The 17,020-nt window shown below is 41.8% G+C and carries 17 protein-coding genes; 5 read left to right on the top strand and 12 right to left on the bottom strand.

Annotation, left to right across the window (positions count from 1 at the left end):
* Nucleotides 1–93 precede the first annotated feature (93 nt).
* From MJO53_RS02570 to MJO53_RS02560, 3 genes are read left to right on the top strand one after another with little or no spacing between them, the layout of a single operon-like run.
* Nucleotides 94–579, top strand: a complete 486-nt coding sequence (locus MJO53_RS02570) for a DinB family protein (protein ID WP_252080356.1) — start codon at nucleotides 94–96, stop codon at nucleotides 577–579.
* Nucleotides 567–1,286 (top strand): NRDE family protein, encoded by a 720-nt coding sequence (locus MJO53_RS02565; RefSeq protein ID WP_252080355.1) that lies wholly within the window; start codon nucleotides 567–569, stop codon nucleotides 1,284–1,286. Before MJO53_RS02570 ends, MJO53_RS02565 begins: the two co-directional genes overlap by 13 nt.
* A gap of 6 nt (nucleotides 1,287–1,292) precedes the next feature.
* Nucleotides 1,293–2,336 (top strand): ATP-grasp domain-containing protein, encoded by a 1,044-nt coding sequence (locus tag MJO53_RS02560; protein ID WP_252080354.1) that lies wholly within the window; start codon nucleotides 1,293–1,295, stop codon nucleotides 2,334–2,336.
* A gap of 6 nt (nucleotides 2,337–2,342) precedes the next feature.
* Here the strand turns inward: MJO53_RS02560 and MJO53_RS02555 are convergent, their stop codons facing one another.
* From MJO53_RS02555 to rpsO, 7 genes are all read right to left on the bottom strand, one after another.
* Nucleotides 2,343–2,816: a glutathione peroxidase gene (locus tag MJO53_RS02555; protein WP_252080353.1), complete on the bottom strand. Its 474-nt coding sequence runs from the start codon at nucleotides 2,814–2,816 to the stop codon at nucleotides 2,343–2,345.
* Between the two features lie 2 nt (nucleotides 2,817–2,818).
* Nucleotides 2,819–3,238 carry a hypothetical protein gene (locus MJO53_RS02550; RefSeq protein ID WP_252080352.1) on the bottom strand — a complete coding sequence of 140 codons (420 nt, stop codon included), beginning with the start codon at nucleotides 3,236–3,238 and terminating at the stop codon, nucleotides 2,819–2,821.
* Between the two features lie 92 nt (nucleotides 3,239–3,330).
* The gene (locus MJO53_RS02545) at nucleotides 3,331–4,311 is read right to left on the bottom strand and encodes a YpdA family putative bacillithiol disulfide reductase (protein ID WP_252080351.1); all 981 of its coding nucleotides are present in this window, start codon (nucleotides 4,309–4,311) and stop codon (nucleotides 3,331–3,333) included.
* Nucleotides 4,311–4,970, bottom strand: coding sequence for a ribulose-phosphate 3-epimerase (rpe, locus tag MJO53_RS02540; RefSeq protein WP_252080350.1), 660 nt, complete (start codon nucleotides 4,968–4,970; stop codon nucleotides 4,311–4,313). The genes MJO53_RS02545 and rpe overlap by 1 nt, the downstream gene beginning before the upstream one ends.
* Nucleotides 4,971–5,158: 188 nt before the next feature.
* A complete protein-coding gene (locus MJO53_RS02535) occupies nucleotides 5,159–6,022 on the bottom strand; it encodes a sigma-70 family RNA polymerase sigma factor (RefSeq protein WP_100817395.1) in 864 nt (287 codons plus the stop codon).
* Nucleotides 6,023–6,259: 237 nt separating this feature from the next.
* Nucleotides 6,260–8,491 carry a polyribonucleotide nucleotidyltransferase gene (locus MJO53_RS02530; RefSeq protein WP_252080349.1) on the bottom strand — a complete coding sequence of 744 codons (2,232 nt, stop codon included), beginning with the start codon at nucleotides 8,489–8,491 and terminating at the stop codon, nucleotides 6,260–6,262.
* Between the two features lie 218 nt (nucleotides 8,492–8,709).
* Complete coding sequence (gene rpsO / locus MJO53_RS02525) at nucleotides 8,710–8,979, bottom strand: 30S ribosomal protein S15 (protein WP_224837571.1); 270 nt, start codon at nucleotides 8,977–8,979, stop codon at nucleotides 8,710–8,712.
* Nucleotides 8,980–9,131: 152 nt separating this feature from the next.
* Here rpsO and MJO53_RS02520 point away from each other — a divergent pair, with 152 nt between their 5' ends.
* Nucleotides 9,132–10,007, top strand: coding sequence for a hypothetical protein (locus tag MJO53_RS02520; protein WP_252080348.1), 876 nt, complete (start codon nucleotides 9,132–9,134; stop codon nucleotides 10,005–10,007).
* Between the two features lie 47 nt (nucleotides 10,008–10,054).
* Here the strand turns inward: MJO53_RS02520 and accD are convergent, their stop codons facing one another.
* Genes accD through MJO53_RS02505 form a run of 3 tightly spaced genes read right to left on the bottom strand, consistent with a single transcriptional unit; the run spans nucleotide 10,055 to nucleotide 14,648 of the window.
* Nucleotides 10,055–10,915, bottom strand: a complete 861-nt coding sequence (gene accD / locus MJO53_RS02515; RefSeq protein ID WP_224837573.1) for an acetyl-CoA carboxylase, carboxyltransferase subunit beta — start codon at nucleotides 10,913–10,915, stop codon at nucleotides 10,055–10,057.
* Between the two features lie 27 nt (nucleotides 10,916–10,942).
* On the bottom strand, nucleotides 10,943–12,010 hold the full coding sequence (fbaA, locus tag MJO53_RS02510; protein ID WP_252080347.1) for a class II fructose-bisphosphate aldolase: 1,068 nt from the start codon (nucleotides 12,008–12,010) through the stop codon (nucleotides 10,943–10,945).
* A 52-nt stretch (nucleotides 12,011–12,062) separates the two neighbouring features.
* Nucleotides 12,063–14,648, bottom strand: coding sequence for a BamA/TamA family outer membrane protein (locus tag MJO53_RS02505; RefSeq protein ID WP_252081211.1), 2,586 nt, complete (start codon nucleotides 14,646–14,648; stop codon nucleotides 12,063–12,065).
* A 24-nt stretch (nucleotides 14,649–14,672) separates the two neighbouring features.
* Between MJO53_RS02505 and MJO53_RS02500 the strand changes: the two genes are divergently transcribed.
* Entirely contained in the window at nucleotides 14,673–15,392 is a 720-nt protein-coding gene (locus MJO53_RS02500) for a TrmH family RNA methyltransferase (RefSeq protein WP_224837575.1), read from the top strand.
* Nucleotides 15,393–15,397: 5 nt separating this feature from the next.
* On the opposite strand, the gene MJO53_RS02495 is transcribed toward MJO53_RS02500, so the two are convergent.
* Together MJO53_RS02495 and ubiE are read right to left on the bottom strand one after the other, a co-directional pair.
* Nucleotides 15,398–16,096: a porin family protein gene (locus MJO53_RS02495; protein WP_224837576.1), complete on the bottom strand. Its 699-nt coding sequence runs from the start codon at nucleotides 16,094–16,096 to the stop codon at nucleotides 15,398–15,400.
* A 4-nt stretch (nucleotides 16,097–16,100) separates the two neighbouring features.
* Entirely contained in the window at nucleotides 16,101–16,829 is a 729-nt protein-coding gene (ubiE, locus tag MJO53_RS02490) for a bifunctional demethylmenaquinone methyltransferase/2-methoxy-6-polyprenyl-1,4-benzoquinol methylase UbiE (protein WP_252080346.1), read from the bottom strand.
* Nucleotides 16,830–17,020 lie beyond the last annotated feature (191 nt).

The following is a 17,020-nucleotide window of genomic DNA, read 5'->3' as shown; positions in this document are numbered from 1 at the left end:
ATGAGATTTCTGAGAGTGGACAACCTTTTGTATCCTATCGCTGGATGAGTTGCTTTGTTCGCATATAAATACGTAAATAATTAAACAATAACTATGTTCAAATCAACCTTGGATACATTGGAACAGTTTAAACAGGTTCTTTTGGAACTGCCTAAAGATTGTTACTCCCGATCATGTAATATATTGTCCAATGCCAGTATAGGTCAGCATACAAGACATGTGATCGAGCTTTACCTATGTTTGATCAAGGGGTATGATCAAGCAGATGTGTCCTACGATAGAAGAAAAAGAGACCGTAAAATTGAAAAAGACCTATCGTTTGCCATTGAGAAATTGGCTTTTATACAAATGCATTTAAAAAAGCCCAACAAGGCCATTCAGATCAGTTATGAACTTAATGGTGAAATACTTACATTGGATACCAATTACCACCGGGAAGTTATGTACAACTTGGAACACACCATTCATCATCAAGCGTTGATCAAAATTGGGATATGTCATTTTTCGGACCAGAAAGTGCCCGAAACTTTTGGAGTTGCTCCTTCCACCTTACAAATTAGAAAAGAATGTGCACAGTAAGTTTTATATCGTCCGGTGGACAACGTTTTATTACATCGAACAGGGACGAGCATATTGATCGTCCTATGGCATTACGGCCACAAGAAGAAACCATAGGTTCGGTGAAGGTACTTTTTCCAAAAGATCCCAAGGCGGGGGGTACCTGGTTCGCCATAAATGAAAACGGTTCGGTAGCTGTGCTGCTGAACGGTGGTTTTGTGGGTCACCCGCCCAATGGAAAATATGAAAGGAGCAGGGGACTGGTGCTTTTGGATATTGTTGTTTCTGACAATCCCTTAGCTTTGTTGCAAGAAATTGACCTATTGAGAATAGAACCCTTTACATTGGTGTTGTACACAGCCGAATTGCTGGAGTTTCGCTGGGACGGCCATCAAAAATACTTTAGGCCGTTGAACAAGGATAAAAATTACATATGGTCATCATCAACACTTTACCAAGATAAGGTAATCGAACACAGGCAAACGTTGTTTAAAAAGTTTGTTAAAGGCAACTCCTTCATAACTTCTCAAGATGTGGTCGATTTTCACTCGAACAATCATGACGATTTTGAGAACGGATTTATAATCAATAGGGCATCGGGCTTAAAAACCTTTAGTGTAACACAGGCCATATTGAACAAAGAGAGCGATGTTGTAATGCATCATTTCGACCTGCTCAACAAAGTTGATTATGAAGTGCCCTTTTCCACCGGTCAACTGATCAATTAAAACTATATGGGTCCATTAAAGCTCGCTTGGCATAAAATCACACATTGGGAATATTGGCCTTTCTGGTTGATTTATTATCCGATGTTTCCAGTTTGGCTTTATTATTCGATAAGAGCACGTTCTTTATTCTTTTTTAATGCCGCCAATCCAGGCATGAAGAATGGGGGAATGGCCATGATATCCAAAATGGATATTTACAATATGATTCCTGCCCAATACATACCAAGAACAATATTTGTAAAAAAGGACGAGATGGCCGACCAGGCATTGGAACGGGTTTTAAAATCCGGGATCGCATTTCCATTTATAGCCAAGCCCGATATTGGAATGAAGGCGTTTGGCGTGGAAAAAATCCATAATAAGGTTGAATTTCAAAAATATGTAAAATGGAGTCCCTCCCATTTTTTGGTTCAGGAATTTGTTCCGTTCCAGAAGGAAGTTGGTGTTTTTTATGTTCGAAAACCCGGAGAGGCCAAAGGCAAGATTACTGGGGTCGTGTCCAAAGAATTTTTGTCGGTTACGGGTGATGGTAAAAGTACCTTATTGCAGTTGATAAAGAGTAATCCGAGGAGCCATTTTCAATTAAAGGTGCTAAAACAAAAGTTTGGTGATCAGTTAAACAATGTTCTCCCCTTGGGAAAAGAATTTGTTCTGGTGCCCTACGGCAGTCACACCCGAGGAGCCAAATTTGTGGACATCTGTCATTTGATCAATGCGGATTTGAACAATACTATAAATGAGGTATGCACACAAATGAGCGGCTTTTATTATGGTCGACTGGATGTTCTTTGCAATACCTTTGAGGAATTTTGTATAGGAGAAAAATTCAGTATTATCGAAATAAATGGGGCAGGCGGGGAGGCGACCCATATTTACGACCCCAAACATTCGCTGTTCTGGGCTTGGCGCGAAGTGGCCCGCCATTGGAACCATTTATGCGAAATAAGCATTTTAAATTATAAGCAAGGCCATTCATATCTGAGCTTCAGGGATGGTAGAACCATGCTCAAAGAGTCCGGAGCTCTTCAATCTCGGTTAAAAGTAGTTTAGCAGGGTTTATAAAATGCCACTGATAAAACTTTCCATGGCCTTTGGTTTTGATATGGGCGCGAATCGTTTTACAGGTTTTCCGTTTTTGTCTATTACAAACTTGGTAAAGTTCCATTTGACCTTACCTCCCAACAATCCTCTTAATTCCGATTTTAAATATTTAAAGATCGGGTGTGTGTCGTTGCCGTTCACATCGATTTTGGCAAACATTGGAAAACTGACCCCGTAGTTTATTTGGCAAAACTCCTTGATGTCATTGGCGTCTCCCGGTTCTTGGTTTCCAAACTGATTGCATGGAAACCCCAAAACCACCAATCCTTGGTCCTTATATTTTGTATAGAGGTCTTCCAGGCCCTCGTATTGCGGAGTCAATCCACACTTACTTGCAGTATTCACCACAATAATGGTTTTGCCTTTATAGGTTTTCATGGATTCTGTAGTACCGTCCAATCGTTCTGCTTCAAAATTGTAAAACTCCATGGTTATTTGTTTTTGTCTTTAAGGTGTTCAAATACTTTCGTGGACCAAAGGGCCCATAGAATTAAAACGGGCTGAAAAAACAACCGAACAAATCTCTTTAGATCGGTGTCCAGTCCAAATGCGTCAATGGCATTGGTGTATTGAGAAATGTTTCCGGGAAAAATCAAAACATAGAAAAAGGCAAGCGCAATGCCCACTTTTGCTTTGTATTTGGTCAATAAAACCATGGATAACCCCAATAAAATTTCTATCACACCAGAAGCTACCACTATAAAATCCATAAAAGCTTCGCTTGTGGGCAACCATCGGGGCACTTGGGCCTGAAACTCTTCCCTTTGAAAAGTGAGATGAGCTATTCCGGCCATCATCATTAAAAGGCCAAGGATGACCCTAAATACATTTTGCATCGTACTTAAATTCATTTAAAAACTTTTTATGTGTTGGTTTAAAGGTACTTATGTTAGGGTAAAAGCACTTTTGCAAAAGCTTTAAATGTTGACGCAAATCAACTTCTTTATGGTGTTGTGGACTTTAATTTTTGTCCAATACTTTTCATGATAATGGGCGCATGGATCCTAGAGTTTTCTATAAACCATTTATGGGTTTCCATTCCTCCGCAGATCACACCCGCTAAAAAAAGACCTTCAACATTGGTTTCCATCGTTTCAGGATCGTAGGTCGGCAATCGTTTGGGGTCACTGGAGAGTGTTATGCCAAGTTTCTCCAAAAAGGCGAAGTTGGGCATGTATCCGGTTAACGCAAGAACAAAATCATTTTCCAACGTTAAATCGCCTTCTGGGGTATTTAGTACAATTTCCGTTGGTTTTATCTCCTTGACCGTGGAGTTGTAATATGCTTTTATGCTGCCTTCTTCGATTCGGTTGATAATATCCGGACGTACCCAATATTTAACTCTTGAACCTACTTCTGGGCCACGGATAATCAAGGATACATCGGCGCCTTTTCGCCAACATTCCAATGCAGCATCTATTGCGGAGTTACTTGCGCCTACCACCGCCAGTTTTTGACTGGCATAATAATGGGGGTCGTTGTAATAATGTGAGACTTTGGATAAATCTTCTCCAGGAACATTCATTTTGTTGGGTAAGTCGTAAAATCCGGTCGCTACGACCACATTTTTTGCCCGATAGTCATTTTTGTCAGTCTTCACCACAAAAAAATCACCGTGCTTTATGGTATCCGTTACTTTTTCAAATAGATGGATGTCGAGTTGGTTGGAGGTCACAATTCTTCGATAGTACTCCAATGCTTCGTTGCGTTTGGGTTTGGCCTCTTTGCTGATAAAGGGAATGTCGTCTATTTCCAATTTTTCCGAAGAAGAAAAAAACTGCATGTTCACAGGATAATTGAAAAGTGAGTTTACAATAGTCCCTTTTTCTATTATGATATAGGATAAACCCTGTTTTTTGGCCTCGAGGCCGCATGCAATTCCAATAGGGCCACCTCCGATGATGATGACATCAAATTCCTGCATTACGCTGTTTCTGCTTTTAGTTTTTTAATGGTTTCGGTAGGGTTATCGCTTTTAAATACAAAACTTCCGGCAACCAACACATCGGCACCGGCATCTACCAGTTTTTTGGCATTGTTGGCATTGACACCGCCGTCGATTTCAATTAAAGTGGCGGCATTTTTCTTAAGGATCAATTCCTTTAGGTCCGCTACTTTCTGATAGGTGTTTTCTATAAAGGATTGGCCTCCAAAACCGGGATTGACACTCATTACAATGACCAAATCGATATCCTGAATGGTATCTTCCAATAATTTTACGGAAGTATGTGGGTTAATCGCCACACCGGCTTTCATACCTTCCGCTTTTATGGCTTGCAGTGTTCTGTGCAGATGGGGACAGGCCTCGTAGTGGACGGATAAATTATGAACCCCAAGATCCGCAAAAGTCTTGATATATCTGTCTGGATCTACAATCATTAAATGTGTGTCCAACGGCTTTTTTGCATATTTGGCAATCGCTTGCACCACTGGCATACCAAAGGAGATGTTGGGCACAAAAACACCGTCCATAACGTCCAAATGGAACCAGTCGGCTTCGCTTTGGTTGACCATTTCGATTTCTTGCTGAAGATTGGCAAAGTCGGATGCCAATAACGAGGGGGCGATCATTGATTTGTTCATGTTACAAAGTTAGCCAATTACGGCCATCCATGAACGAAAAAAACTCCGGTAATCAGCCGGAGTTTATTCATCAATCAAAAAACGAACAGTCATGATAAACTGTTATATCTTACTAAAATACAACTTTCCTGCCAAAAATCAAATTTAAGGATAGTTTAACTGTACTTTAGTTGGTGATTTTGGGTGTTTTACCCCAAATATGTCTTTAAAATCTTACTTCTTGACGTGTGCTTCAACCTTCTAATCGCCTTTTCTTTAATTTGACGAACTCGCTCGCGGGTCAAATCAAAAGTTTCTCCGATTTCTTCCAACGTCATGGAATGTTGGCCGGCCAATCCAAAGTAAAGTCTTATTACATCAGCTTCTCGAGGAGTAAGGGTTTCCAGGGCACGTTCAATTTCGGTACGTAACGAATCGTGCAAAAGCTCCTTGTCAGGGTTTGGAGATTCGCCACTACGCAACACATCGTAAAGGTTGGAATCCTCGCCATCGATCAAAGGCGCATCCATTGATACGTGACGGCCTGAGTTCTTTAAGGATTGTTTCACATCTTCCACGGTCATGTCCAATTCTTTGGCAATTTCCTCAGCAGATGGTGGACGCTCGTGCGCTTGCTCCAAGAAAGCAAAAGTTTTATTTATCTTATTGATGGAGCCGATCTTATTCAATGGCAAACGAACAATACGTGATTGTTCTGCCAAAGCTTGCAAAATGGATTGGCGGATCCACCAAACAGCGTATGAAATAAATTTAAATCCACGGGTTTCATCAAAACGTTGCGCTGCTTTGATAAGTCCCAAATTGCCTTCATTGATCAAATCGGGCAGTGTTAACCCTTGGTTTTGGTATTGCTTTGCAACCGATACCACGAACCTTAGGTTGGCTTTAGTTAATTTTTCCAAGGCTACCTGATCGCCGGCTTTAATGCGTTGTGCCAACTCTACTTCTTCATCGGCGGTAATCAAATCAACCTTACCGATTTCTTGTAGATACTTGTCCAACGATGCGGTTTCCCTATTGGTAACCTGTTTTGTAATCTTTAACTGTCTCATCTAAAATTTCCCTTCATATTAAGTTTGTGAGCCGGAGCTCATTAGGTTATACGTTCAAAAAGTAAAAAAGTTACATTTTGGTAGCACTTTTTTAAAAAAACCTCATTTTTACGTATTGGGACCGCAAGTTTTCCACTGTGCTCGAAGGGACATTGTTGGACGCTGACAATTCCTCAAAAAACAAAACCCCAAGGCGAGTGCCTTAGGGTTAGTTTATCGGATAAAGATAGGATTTACCTAATCTCTTCTTGGCTTTCTATCTCTGTTGCCGCCTCTACGATCACCGCCTCTACGATCACCACCCTTACGGTCGCCGTCGGTTCTTGGTGGACGCTCTTTGTAACCTTCCGGTTTTGGCAACAAGGCCTTTCTTGATACTTTTTCCTTCTTGGTCCTTGGATCTAGACCGAAGTATTTTACATCAAAAACATCGCCCATGTTCACTACATCGGATACGTTTTCAGTGCGTTCCCATGCCAATTCGGATACGTGAAGCAGTACTTCGTTGCCCGGTGCTTCTGTATATTCCACCACTGCTCCGAAGTCAAGCATTTTTATCACTTTAACCTCATAAACACTTCCTACTTCAGGTTTGAACATCAAGGCATCGATTTTTGCCAATACGGCATCGATACCATTTTGATCGGTTCCCAAGATTTCCACAATACCTTCTTCGGTATCTGGGTCTTCGTTGATAACAATTGTAGTGTTGGTTGTTTTCTGAAGCTCTTGGATAACTTCTCCACCTTTGCCGATCAATGCTCCAATATATTCTCCAGGAATAATTCTGGTAACAATTTTTGGAGCGTAGGATTTAACTTCGGGTCTTGGCTCGGCAATTGTTTCGGTTAGTTTGCCCAAGATATGCATTCTTCCGTCTTTGGCCTGCATCAAAGCTTTTACCAAGATTTCGTAAGAAAGTCCTTTTACTTTAATATCCATTTGGCAAGCAGTGATACCATCCGCAGTACCAGTTACTTTAAAGTCCATGTCTCCCAAGTGGTCTTCATCTCCCAAGATATCGGATAGTACGGCATATTTACCAGTTTCTGTATCGGTGATCAATCCCATGGCGATACCGGAAACAGGTTTTTTCAACTGAACACCGGCGTCCATCAACGCCATGGTACCCGAACATACGGTTGCCATTGAGGATGAACCATTGGATTCCAATACTTCGGATACTACACGAACAGTATAAGGACAATCTTCTGGAATCATTCCTTTAAGTGCACGTTGTGCCAAGTTACCGTGTCCAACCTCTCTACGGGAAGTACCACGGATTGGTCGTGCTTCGCCAGTTGAGAAAGGAGGGAAGTTGTAGTGCAAATAGAATGTTTCTTCACCTTCGTAAGATGGCATATCTATTTGGTTGGCCTCTCTGGAAGTACCTAAGGTAACCGTTGCCAATGCCTGTGTTTCTCCTCTTGTAAAGATGGCTGAACCATGTACGGATGGCAGATAGTCTGTTTCGCACCAGATCGGTCTAACATCTGTTGTTTTACGTCCGTCCAATCGAAGCCCTTCGTTCAAAGTAAGGTTTCTTACGGCTTCTTTTTCGGTCTTATGGTAGTATTTGGAAACCAAGTCGCCAATTTCTTCCAACTCTTCTTCGGAGAAAGATGCTTTTATTTCTTCTTTAATGGCGGCAAAGGCTTCACCACGCTCATGCTTGGAAGAACCTGCTTTGGCCACTTCATACACCTTATCGTAGGCCATGTCGTGGATTTTCTTCTGAAGCGCTTCGTCCTCGGCTTCTGGCTCGTACTCGCGAACTTCTTTTTTACCGAAAGCTTCGGCCAATTTTTCCTGAGCTACACATTGTACTTTAATGGCTTCGTGTGCAAATTTGATGGCTTCTACCATTTCCTCTTCGGAAATCTCGTCCATTTCACCTTCTACCATCATAACAGAATCTGCAGAAGCACCGATCATCATATCAATGTCGGATTCTTTCAATTGCTCCCTTGTTGGGTTGATGATGAACTCACCGTTTACCCTACCTACTCGAACCTCCGAAATAGCACATTCGAATGGGAAATCCGAAAGTTGAATGGCGGCTGATGCTGCCAAACCGGCCATTGCATCGGGCATAACGTCTTCGTCGTGAGACATCAATTGGATCATTACCTGTGTTTCGGAATGGTAGTCTTTTGGGAACAATGGCCTCAATACCCTGTCCACTAAGCGCATCGTCAATACCTCACCGTCACTTGGTCTTGCTTCTCTTTTAAAGAAACCGCCAGGGTAGCGCCCTGCGGCAGCAAATTTTTCGCGGTAATCCACGGTTAGGGGCAAAAAGTCGACATCTGCGGCTTTATAGTTGGAAACAACTGTACACAATAGCATACATTTGCCGGATTGTACAACTACAGAACCGTGGGCCTGTTTTGCCAATTTTCCGGTTTCGATAGAAATCTCTCTACCGTCACCAAGGTCTATGACCTCTTTGAATGTTTTTGGAATCATAAAATTAATCTTACCCGAATATTATTCCGGGTCGTTAAACATTTGGTCTACCGCCTTCCGGGCGGTCGGGTTGTGTTGTTGTTGTGTGTGCCTTTGGCACTTGACCAATGAAAAACTATTTGTAGCTTTTTGTGTTTGCCCGATTTCCCGGGACTTTTTGGTTGTTGAGAATCGATTCAACAAAAACAAAGGGGAAGCCAATGCCTCCCCTTGTATTTTTATTTTCTAATACCTAGTTCTTTGATCAAGGTACGGTATTTTGCAATATCTTTTTTCTTTAGGTAATCCAAAAGACTACGTCTTTTACCTACCAATGCCACCAACGAACGTTCGGTGTTGAAATCCTTATGGTTCCTTTTTAGGTGACCTGTCAAATGGTTGATTCGGTGCGTGAACAATGCAATTTGTCCTTCCGTTGAACCTGTGTTGCTCTCTGAGCCGCCGTATTTTTTAAAAATCTCGGCTTTAACTTCTTTCGTTAAATACATTCCAATATTATTTAAATGATTTTTATGTATTGATTGACCTTCAATCAGCATGCAAAGATAGGCTCTTTTTTTTAATCTACGAATTTTAACATAAAATTAAACCTTTTGCTGTCATTCAAGTCAAAGAGGCAAACCTATTAAATTCAAGTATTATGAGAAAGGAACTAAAAATGAAGTTTAAAGGAATTGCTCCGATCCTTCTGGGAAGTTTAATGTTGACCTATGTTTCGTGCAGTACAGAATCCTCGGTTGAAGAAGATCTAACCAGTGCGGAAGTAATTTCCTCGACAGAGCTAAAATACAGTGATGAAACTGAAATGGTTTCAGAGGAGCTTATGGCCATTGCCGAAGATGTCTATACTGCAGATGAAATCGGAAGTACGTCAAAAATGAATTATGCTTCTGGTTATATGCCAGATTGTGTTGTAGTATCCGTTGTTCTAACGCAGAATACAAAAGAAGTCGTCCTGGATTTTGGCGAAGGATGCGAACTATCTACCGGAAATACTGTTAGTGGAACGGTTAATTTAAGTTACTCTTTGGACTTGGAGGCCGCGTCCAATACCATTGAGATGACTTTGGACGGTTTTACTTTCAATGAAGTGGCAATCGATGGGGAGGCGCAAATTCTTAGGGTAAGAAGTAATGAAAATGGAAATCCACAAGGCACCTCGAACGGATTTTTTGAAGCAACTTGGCCTAGCGGGGAAACAGCTTTGTTTACCGGGACCAGAACTCGGGAGTGGATAGAGGGGTATGGATCCGGTTTTTGGGGTGACAATGTTTTTTTGATTACTGGAAAGCGAACTTATATCGGTAGAGAAGGAAACGAGTTTGTGAAGGAAGTTACCACGCCATTGAGAAGAGAGTTGTCGTGTCGATTTATTGTGAGCGGAGTATTGGAAATATCCCGACTTGGCAATTCGGTAAGTTTGGATTTTGGGGATGGCAGTTGTGATGCCAAGGGAACTCTAACATATTCTGATGGTGCGGAAGAGGAAGTGGTCTTGCGCCGATTTAGAAATTGATGGAGTGATATATTATAAAGAAAAAGCCCCGATAATCGGGGCTTTTTTTAATTTCTTATGGGTTGATTGGTGATCAAATCAATGTATAAGTTGATTTTTTTCTTTAAATCCCTTCGATGGGTAATGAAATCCAAGAAACCATGTTCTTTCAGGAATTCGGAGGTTTGGAACCCTTCGGGAAGGTCTTTCCCCGTAGTATCCTTGACCACTCGAGGTCCTGCAAACCCGATCAGTGCTCCTGGCTCTGCAATATTTATATCGCCCAACATGGCATAGGAAGCTGTTGTACCACCCGTTGTAGGGTCTGTACATAACGATATGTAAGGTATTTTAGCTTCGGCCAATTGGGCCAATTTTGCCGATGTCTTTGCTAACTGCATCAAGGATAGAGCTGCTTCCATCATACGTGCCCCTCCAGATTTGGAAATCATCACAAATGGGATTTTTTTCCTTTTGGCGACATCGATGGCACGCGATATTTTTTCACCAACAACACTGCCCATGGAGCCTCCAATAAAACTAAAATCCATACAGGCCACAACGATGTCCTTTCCTTGCGATTTTCCAACCGCAGTTCTAACGGCATCTTTTAAGCCTGTTTTGCTTTGGGCTGCTTTAAGCCTGTCGGAGTATTTTTTGGTATCCACAAACTTTAAGGGGTCTTTGGAGGTCATTTTTGTGTCGAGCTCACTGAACTTGTTGTCATCAAAAAGTATTTCAAAGTACTCCTTGCTACCTATCCTCACGTGATAGTCATCTTCCGGACTTACGTAAAAGTTCTTGGCAAGATCTTCTGCTTCTACGATCTTTCCGGTAGGGGATTTGTACCAAAGCCCTTTGGGAGTGTCTTTTTTCTCCTCGGTGGCTGTTTGTATTCCTTTTTCCTTTCTTTTAAACCAAGACGACATGGAATCAATATTTAGTTAAACTAAGGTTTATAAGGTGTTAATGTTGTTTAGGTCTTCGAAGGCCTTTTTTAAGCGTTCGCTAAAGGTTTTTTCTCCTTCTCTGAGCCAAACTCGAGGGTCGTAGTACTTTTTGTTGGGTTGGTCGTCACCGTCTGGATTTCCGATCTGGGCCTGAAGGTATGCCGATTTACCTTGGATGTAATCCCTAACGCCTTCCAAGAAAGCATATTGTAAATCGGTGTCGATGTTCATTTTAATAACACCGTAACCAATAGCTTCCCTGATTTCTTCAACTGTTGAACCGGAACCTCCGTGGAATACAAAATCGATATGGTTGTGTTCCACGCCATATTTTTCTGTGATGAATTCTTGGGAGTTCTTAAGGATTTTAGGTGTCAATTTTACGTTTCCGGGCTTGTATACACCGTGTACGTTCCCAAAAGCAGCTGCAATGGTAAATCTTAGACTTACTTTGGAAAGTTCTTCATAGGCATAGGCTACTTCCTCTGGCTGTGTGTACAATTTAGAGTCGTCCACATCGGTATTGTCTACACCATCTTCTTCACCCCCGGTAATGCCCAATTCTATCTCCAAGGTCATGTCCATTTTGCTCATTCGCTCCAAATATCCTTTACAGATTTCGATGTTTTCCTCGATGGGTTCTTCGGAAAGGTCGATCATGTGCGAACTGAACAAAGATTTTCCTGTTTCTTTATAATGTGCTTCGCTGGCATCCAAAAGGCCATCTATCCAAGGCAACAATTTTTTGGCACAGTGGTCTGTATGCAGAATCACGGTTGCACCGTAGGCCTCTGCCAATTGATGAACGTGTTTTGCTCCGGCCACTGCTCCAAGAATGGCTGCTTTTTGACCTTCGTTGGAAAGTCCTTTGCCTGCGTTGAACTGGGCGCCTCCGTTTGAGAATTGAATGATTACGGGTGAGTTCAACGCTGCTGCAGTTTCCATTACGGCATTGATGCTATCCGATCCGATTACATTGACCGCTGGTAGGGCATATCCATTTTCTTTGGCGTGATCGAATATTGCTTGAACTTCGTCACCGGTAGCAACACCGGGCTTAATATTGTGGGACATATTATTAGTGGTTTCGAGTTAAATAGGAAACAAAAGTAATAAATTATTTGCTCTAGAAAGGATAATTGATTCCGATGTTGAAGACGGCTCTTTTAAAGTTATAACCATCGAACCAGCGATCGGATCCAACTTTGGCGGGATTGTAGGTCTTAAAACCTACATCCAGCCTAAATACGAAGTAGGTGAAATCGTAACGAAGCCCGAGACCAGTTCCCAGGGCCAAGTCGCCCAATGATGAAAAACCATTGAATGTGGCATCGGGGTTGGTTTCGTTATCGAAAACGTTCCATATGTTCCCTGCATCTGCAAAAAGAGCGCCTTTTACGTCGCCGGCGATCGGGAATCTATATTCCAGGTTAAATGCCAGCTTGAGATTGGCCTCGTTGAAGTCGTTGATGTTGTCGGTTTTTCCAGGGCCCAGTTCGTAAGCGTTCCAAGCCCTATTGTCGTTGGAACCTCCTGCAAAATAACTGCGAACAAAGGGCACGTTGTCCGAATTACCGTAGGGAATGGCCAGTCCTGTAAAACTTCTGAACGCGATTACCTGGGATTCTCCAATTTTCCAGTGTCGTATATAATCGAACTCGGTTTTGGCATATTGTGAAAAGGGTACCCCGAAAACTAGGTTCTGGCCCTCTTCGTTTTTATTAAAAGGGATTACATTGGTGAGCATGGACAGCATACCACCGGCACTCTCCAATTTGATTCGGTATTGATAAAAGTCAAGGTCGTTTATTCCGGATTTACTGTTTTTGGTATGTGTAAAATTGGAAGCGAAAATGAGGTTGTTCTCTGTTAATCTCCTTCTTCTTTCCTCTATACTGTTTACGGTTTGAAAATCATCTTCGGTTACGGTAAGTGTCCCATTCAATACATCTTGGGCAAAATTATTGGCACCCGTGGGGATATCAAGTCGTGGTTCATCTCCTTCATTTTCCACCGCACTAAAATATTCGGAATATTGGGGGTCGTCCTGAAAATCATCCGCGATATCGTCCAAATTGGAAAAAGTGTTTCGGTACACATTATAGAAGTTGTCTGTGTTAACGTTGCGTACAAATTCGACATTCAGCAGTTCGATGTTGTTTTTAAGACGATCGGACGGGGACCAATTATAGGATAAAATGGAATTTAGGGATTGTTTGTCCAGGCCAATGTTCCGCTGGAAGTTGGTACCTACCGATAAACGACTTTGCGGCAGCATATAATAGGGTATGATCTTTTCGGTGTTCAACGGGAACCAGATACGGGGAAATGTTATGTTGATGTCCCCGCCAAGTTCAGAAGTAAAGGTTTCGTTGGATAGGGAGGCATCACTTAGCAGGCCTATGGATCCTCTTGCAGAAACGTTCAATGTTTCGGCACCCCCAAAAACATTTCGGGTAATTACCGAAGCACTAAAAGCGGTTCCTACTTGTTGGATGTTGGAGTGGGTTACATCAAAATTTAGGTTGAGCGAATATTTTGGTTTGGCAGCAAGGTATATGTTGGATTCCAGTTGTGTTTGAGTGGAATCTGGTATAAACTCAATATTGGGATATTTAAAGGTATTGAGGTTGGTGATCTGGCGATAGGTCCTTATCCTGTCGAGATCACGATACAAACTGTCTTTTTTAAAGAATATGGCATCGGTAAGCGCTTTTGGCTTGTACCTGAGCTTTCCGCTATAGTAAATATTATAGTTTTCGTAGGCCAGGCTTTTAAGGGTGTCGGTGGTGCCGTTTATGTCATAGTCTGCATAAATGTTTATTTTTTTATGTCGCGCCACTTTGTAGGGAGTGCCCGCATCAGTGCTGTCCGAGGAGCTTCTAAATTTATTGATGTTGAGCAGCACGTCCATTAGTTGGTCATCTGCAGTAACGGTGGTGTCCCTTAAAACATCGTAATTAATGGAACTTTCCTGAAAATTATATACCCCCGAATTACGAAAAAGAGTGGTAAGCCGTTCCCGTTCCAATGTAAATTTGTCCAGATCAAATTGTTCTCCTGGTTTGATCAAACTTTTGTTGGCGGTCTTTAGGTAGATGGAATCCAGTTCCGGTGAAGTAATATTTTTTTGAACGGTATCTACGATGTAGGGTTTGTTCAATGTTATGTGGTACGATATCGAAGCTTTCTTGTTTTTTACATCGACTATTTCGTAATTCCCCTCGTTGTTAAAATACCCTTTACTGTTGTAAAATGCTTTAAGTCTCCTAATGGACTTGTTGGTTTCCGCTGTATCGATAATTACCGGAGGTTCGCCAATTCTTTTTAGGAATTCACTGGCTCCAGAGACCATAAAAGATTCGCGTAATCGATTTACCTGTTTCTCGGAAAGTAGTTTGTTTAGGCGTTTCTCCCTTTTTTCTTTTCGGTTAAGCCAATCCTGGAAAGAAGAGTCTGGATTTTCCTTTGCCAGATTATAGAGATTCAATTTTAAAGGGTAGCCCAGTACGCTGCTGTTGGGTTTCTGGGAAATTAGGCCCTTTATTTCACTGTTGTTTACTTTTTCATCATCAACAAAAATGGAGTTTTTGGTGAGCAATAATTCATCCTCCCCAACCTTTTTTAAGGTATTGCAACCCGAAATGCATAGCAAAAGAAACAATAATCCTATTTTTGCCCAGTTACAGATTAGACCTAAAGAACCCCTCATAGACGCCAAAAATACACGATTTAGATGGTTACAAAAAACCAAATTAAACTAGTTGTTAGCTTAAAGCAAAAAAAGTACCGATCTCAACATGGACTCTTTGTTGTTGAAGGGGAAAAAGTTGTAAATGAGTTGCTGGGAGCGGGAATACGGCCGTTCAAAATTTTTGTGGACAAAGCCGATCAGATCCAAAAATTCGGGGATGCGGAATTGGTCTCCAAAAGGGATTTAAAGCAAATGAGCAGTTTGGTACATCCCAATGGTGTACTCGGTGTTTTTTATATGATTGAATTTGGGACTGATGACCTGCAAGATTGGGTAGTGGTTTTGGATGCTGTTCGTGACCCGGGCAATTTGGGTACCATTATCCGGTTGTGCGATTGGTTTGGAATACAGCAATTGGTTTGTTCCAAGGATACGGTGGATTGCTATAATCCCAAGGTTCTACAAGCGACTATGGGATCGGTTGCCAGGGTAAATGTTGTCTACACAGATTTGATCGGTTATTTTAAAAATACATCACTCCCTGTTTATGGGGCTTTTATGGACGGCGCCTCTGTTTATGGGCTTGATCTTCCACAAAAAGGAATATTGGTAATGGGTAACGAAGCCAATGGCATTTCCGATGAAGTGGATGAGTATATTACTTCTAAAATAGCCATTCCTCAATTTGGATCTGCCAGTACCGAAAGCTTAAATGTTGCCACGGCAACAGGTATCTTGCTAAACGAAATTAGAAGGCGATAAATGGTTTACTCGAAAGTAAAATTGATGAAAATCCCTCGGGTGCGCATGGCATTTATATTTCCTGTCCATGGGCTGTTCGGGTCATTGTCCGGTACCAATTCGTCGGTCAGGGCAAAAACCCCTCTGATGGATGGAGTGAACTTAAAATATTCTGTATAAAAATCGATGCCGAAGCCAACTTCGTACCCGTAAACATTTTGTTTCATCCGAAACTGACCGGTGCTGTTGTCGTCCAAACTATCTTCGTTGCTCCCCAGGTTGATGGATGTGTACACGCCACCAACAATAAAAGGCCTCCAATTGCCAATTCTACGTGTGCTGGCTTTTAACAGAAAAGGAAAGCGAATATAGGTCGAGCGCACTTCGCGAATTGCTTCTGCTTGCGTGGAAAATCCGGGAAATCCTAGTGTTCTTGAAGTGTAGAGCAAACCTGGCTCAAAACGGGCATCAAGAAACTCGTTTATCCTCAGCTCGCCGATCAAACCTACATTAAACCCTAAAGTTTTATCCACCAATATGTCCCGGCCAACATCCTCTTTGTACTCAAATTGAAAATCGTACTGATTAAAACCAAGGTAGTAGCCCCAGTTCAAAAATTTCTTATCCTCGTTCTGAAGGTTCAAGATAGGGTCGCCACCAAATTGGGCAACAACATTGGTACCGGACAAAACTATCAGTCCAAAAAGGATAAGGAGATTTTTCATTAATCTATTTTGATGCGACATAAATGGATGCTACACCCATGGTCTGTGGTTTGTTCTCTACTCCTATAAACCCGATTTTTCTCAAAATATTGTTGAAAGCCTCGCCATGTGGAAAAACTGATGCCGATTCACTCAAATATTTATAGGCGGACCTGTCTTTGGAGAACAGTTTTCCTATGGTGGGCAATATGTATTTTGTATACGCCCTGTATCCCTGTTTGAAAGGGGTTTTGGTGGGTACGGAGGTCTCCAGGACCAAAAAATGTCCTTGTGGTTTCAATACACGATAAATTTCTTGTAGACCCTTCTCCAGATTTTCAAAATTCCGAACCCCGAATGCAACCGTGATGGCATCAAAGGAGTTATCCTCAAAAGGAAGGTTCTCGCTGTCGCCCACCACCATTTCAATGGTGGATTGTAGATTTTTGTTGACCACTTTATGCTTTCCTACTTCCAACATGCCCGGAGAAAGATCAAGTCCCACGATTTTTTCTGCTCCGGTTTGCGTCATGGCAATGGCGAGATCGCCTGTTCCCGTAGCAATGTCCAGAATGGAATTTGGGGATTTGTCTTTAAGGTAGGCCACGATTCGTTTCCGCCACTTTATGTCCGTTCCAAAAGAAATTACTCGGTTAAGGCCGTCGTAATTTTTGGAAATGGTATCGAACATTTGCTTTACCTGTTCTTTTTTTCCAAGTTCGGATTCTTTGTATGGGGTAACCTTTTTAGACATTGCGTTAATTTGCTCGCAAATATACAACTTAGCATAAGGGATGCGGACAAAAATATTTGTGTAATTTTGCCCACAAAAAGGAATCATATACCGTATTTGGTTGTAAATATGTAATTTACGTATCGCATGCCATTCCTTGTGTTGTTTGTTACGGTCAAATAGAGTTTATTTAAGAACACATCCTATTTTAA

The organism is Flagellimonas marinaquae (genome assembly GCF_023716465.1).
Taxonomy (GTDB): Bacteria; Bacteroidota; Bacteroidia; order Flavobacteriales; family Flavobacteriaceae; genus Flagellimonas; species Flagellimonas alginolytica.
The sequence above is the reverse complement of the archived record's forward strand: the minus strand, read 5'-3'. Positions and strand labels throughout refer to the sequence as shown.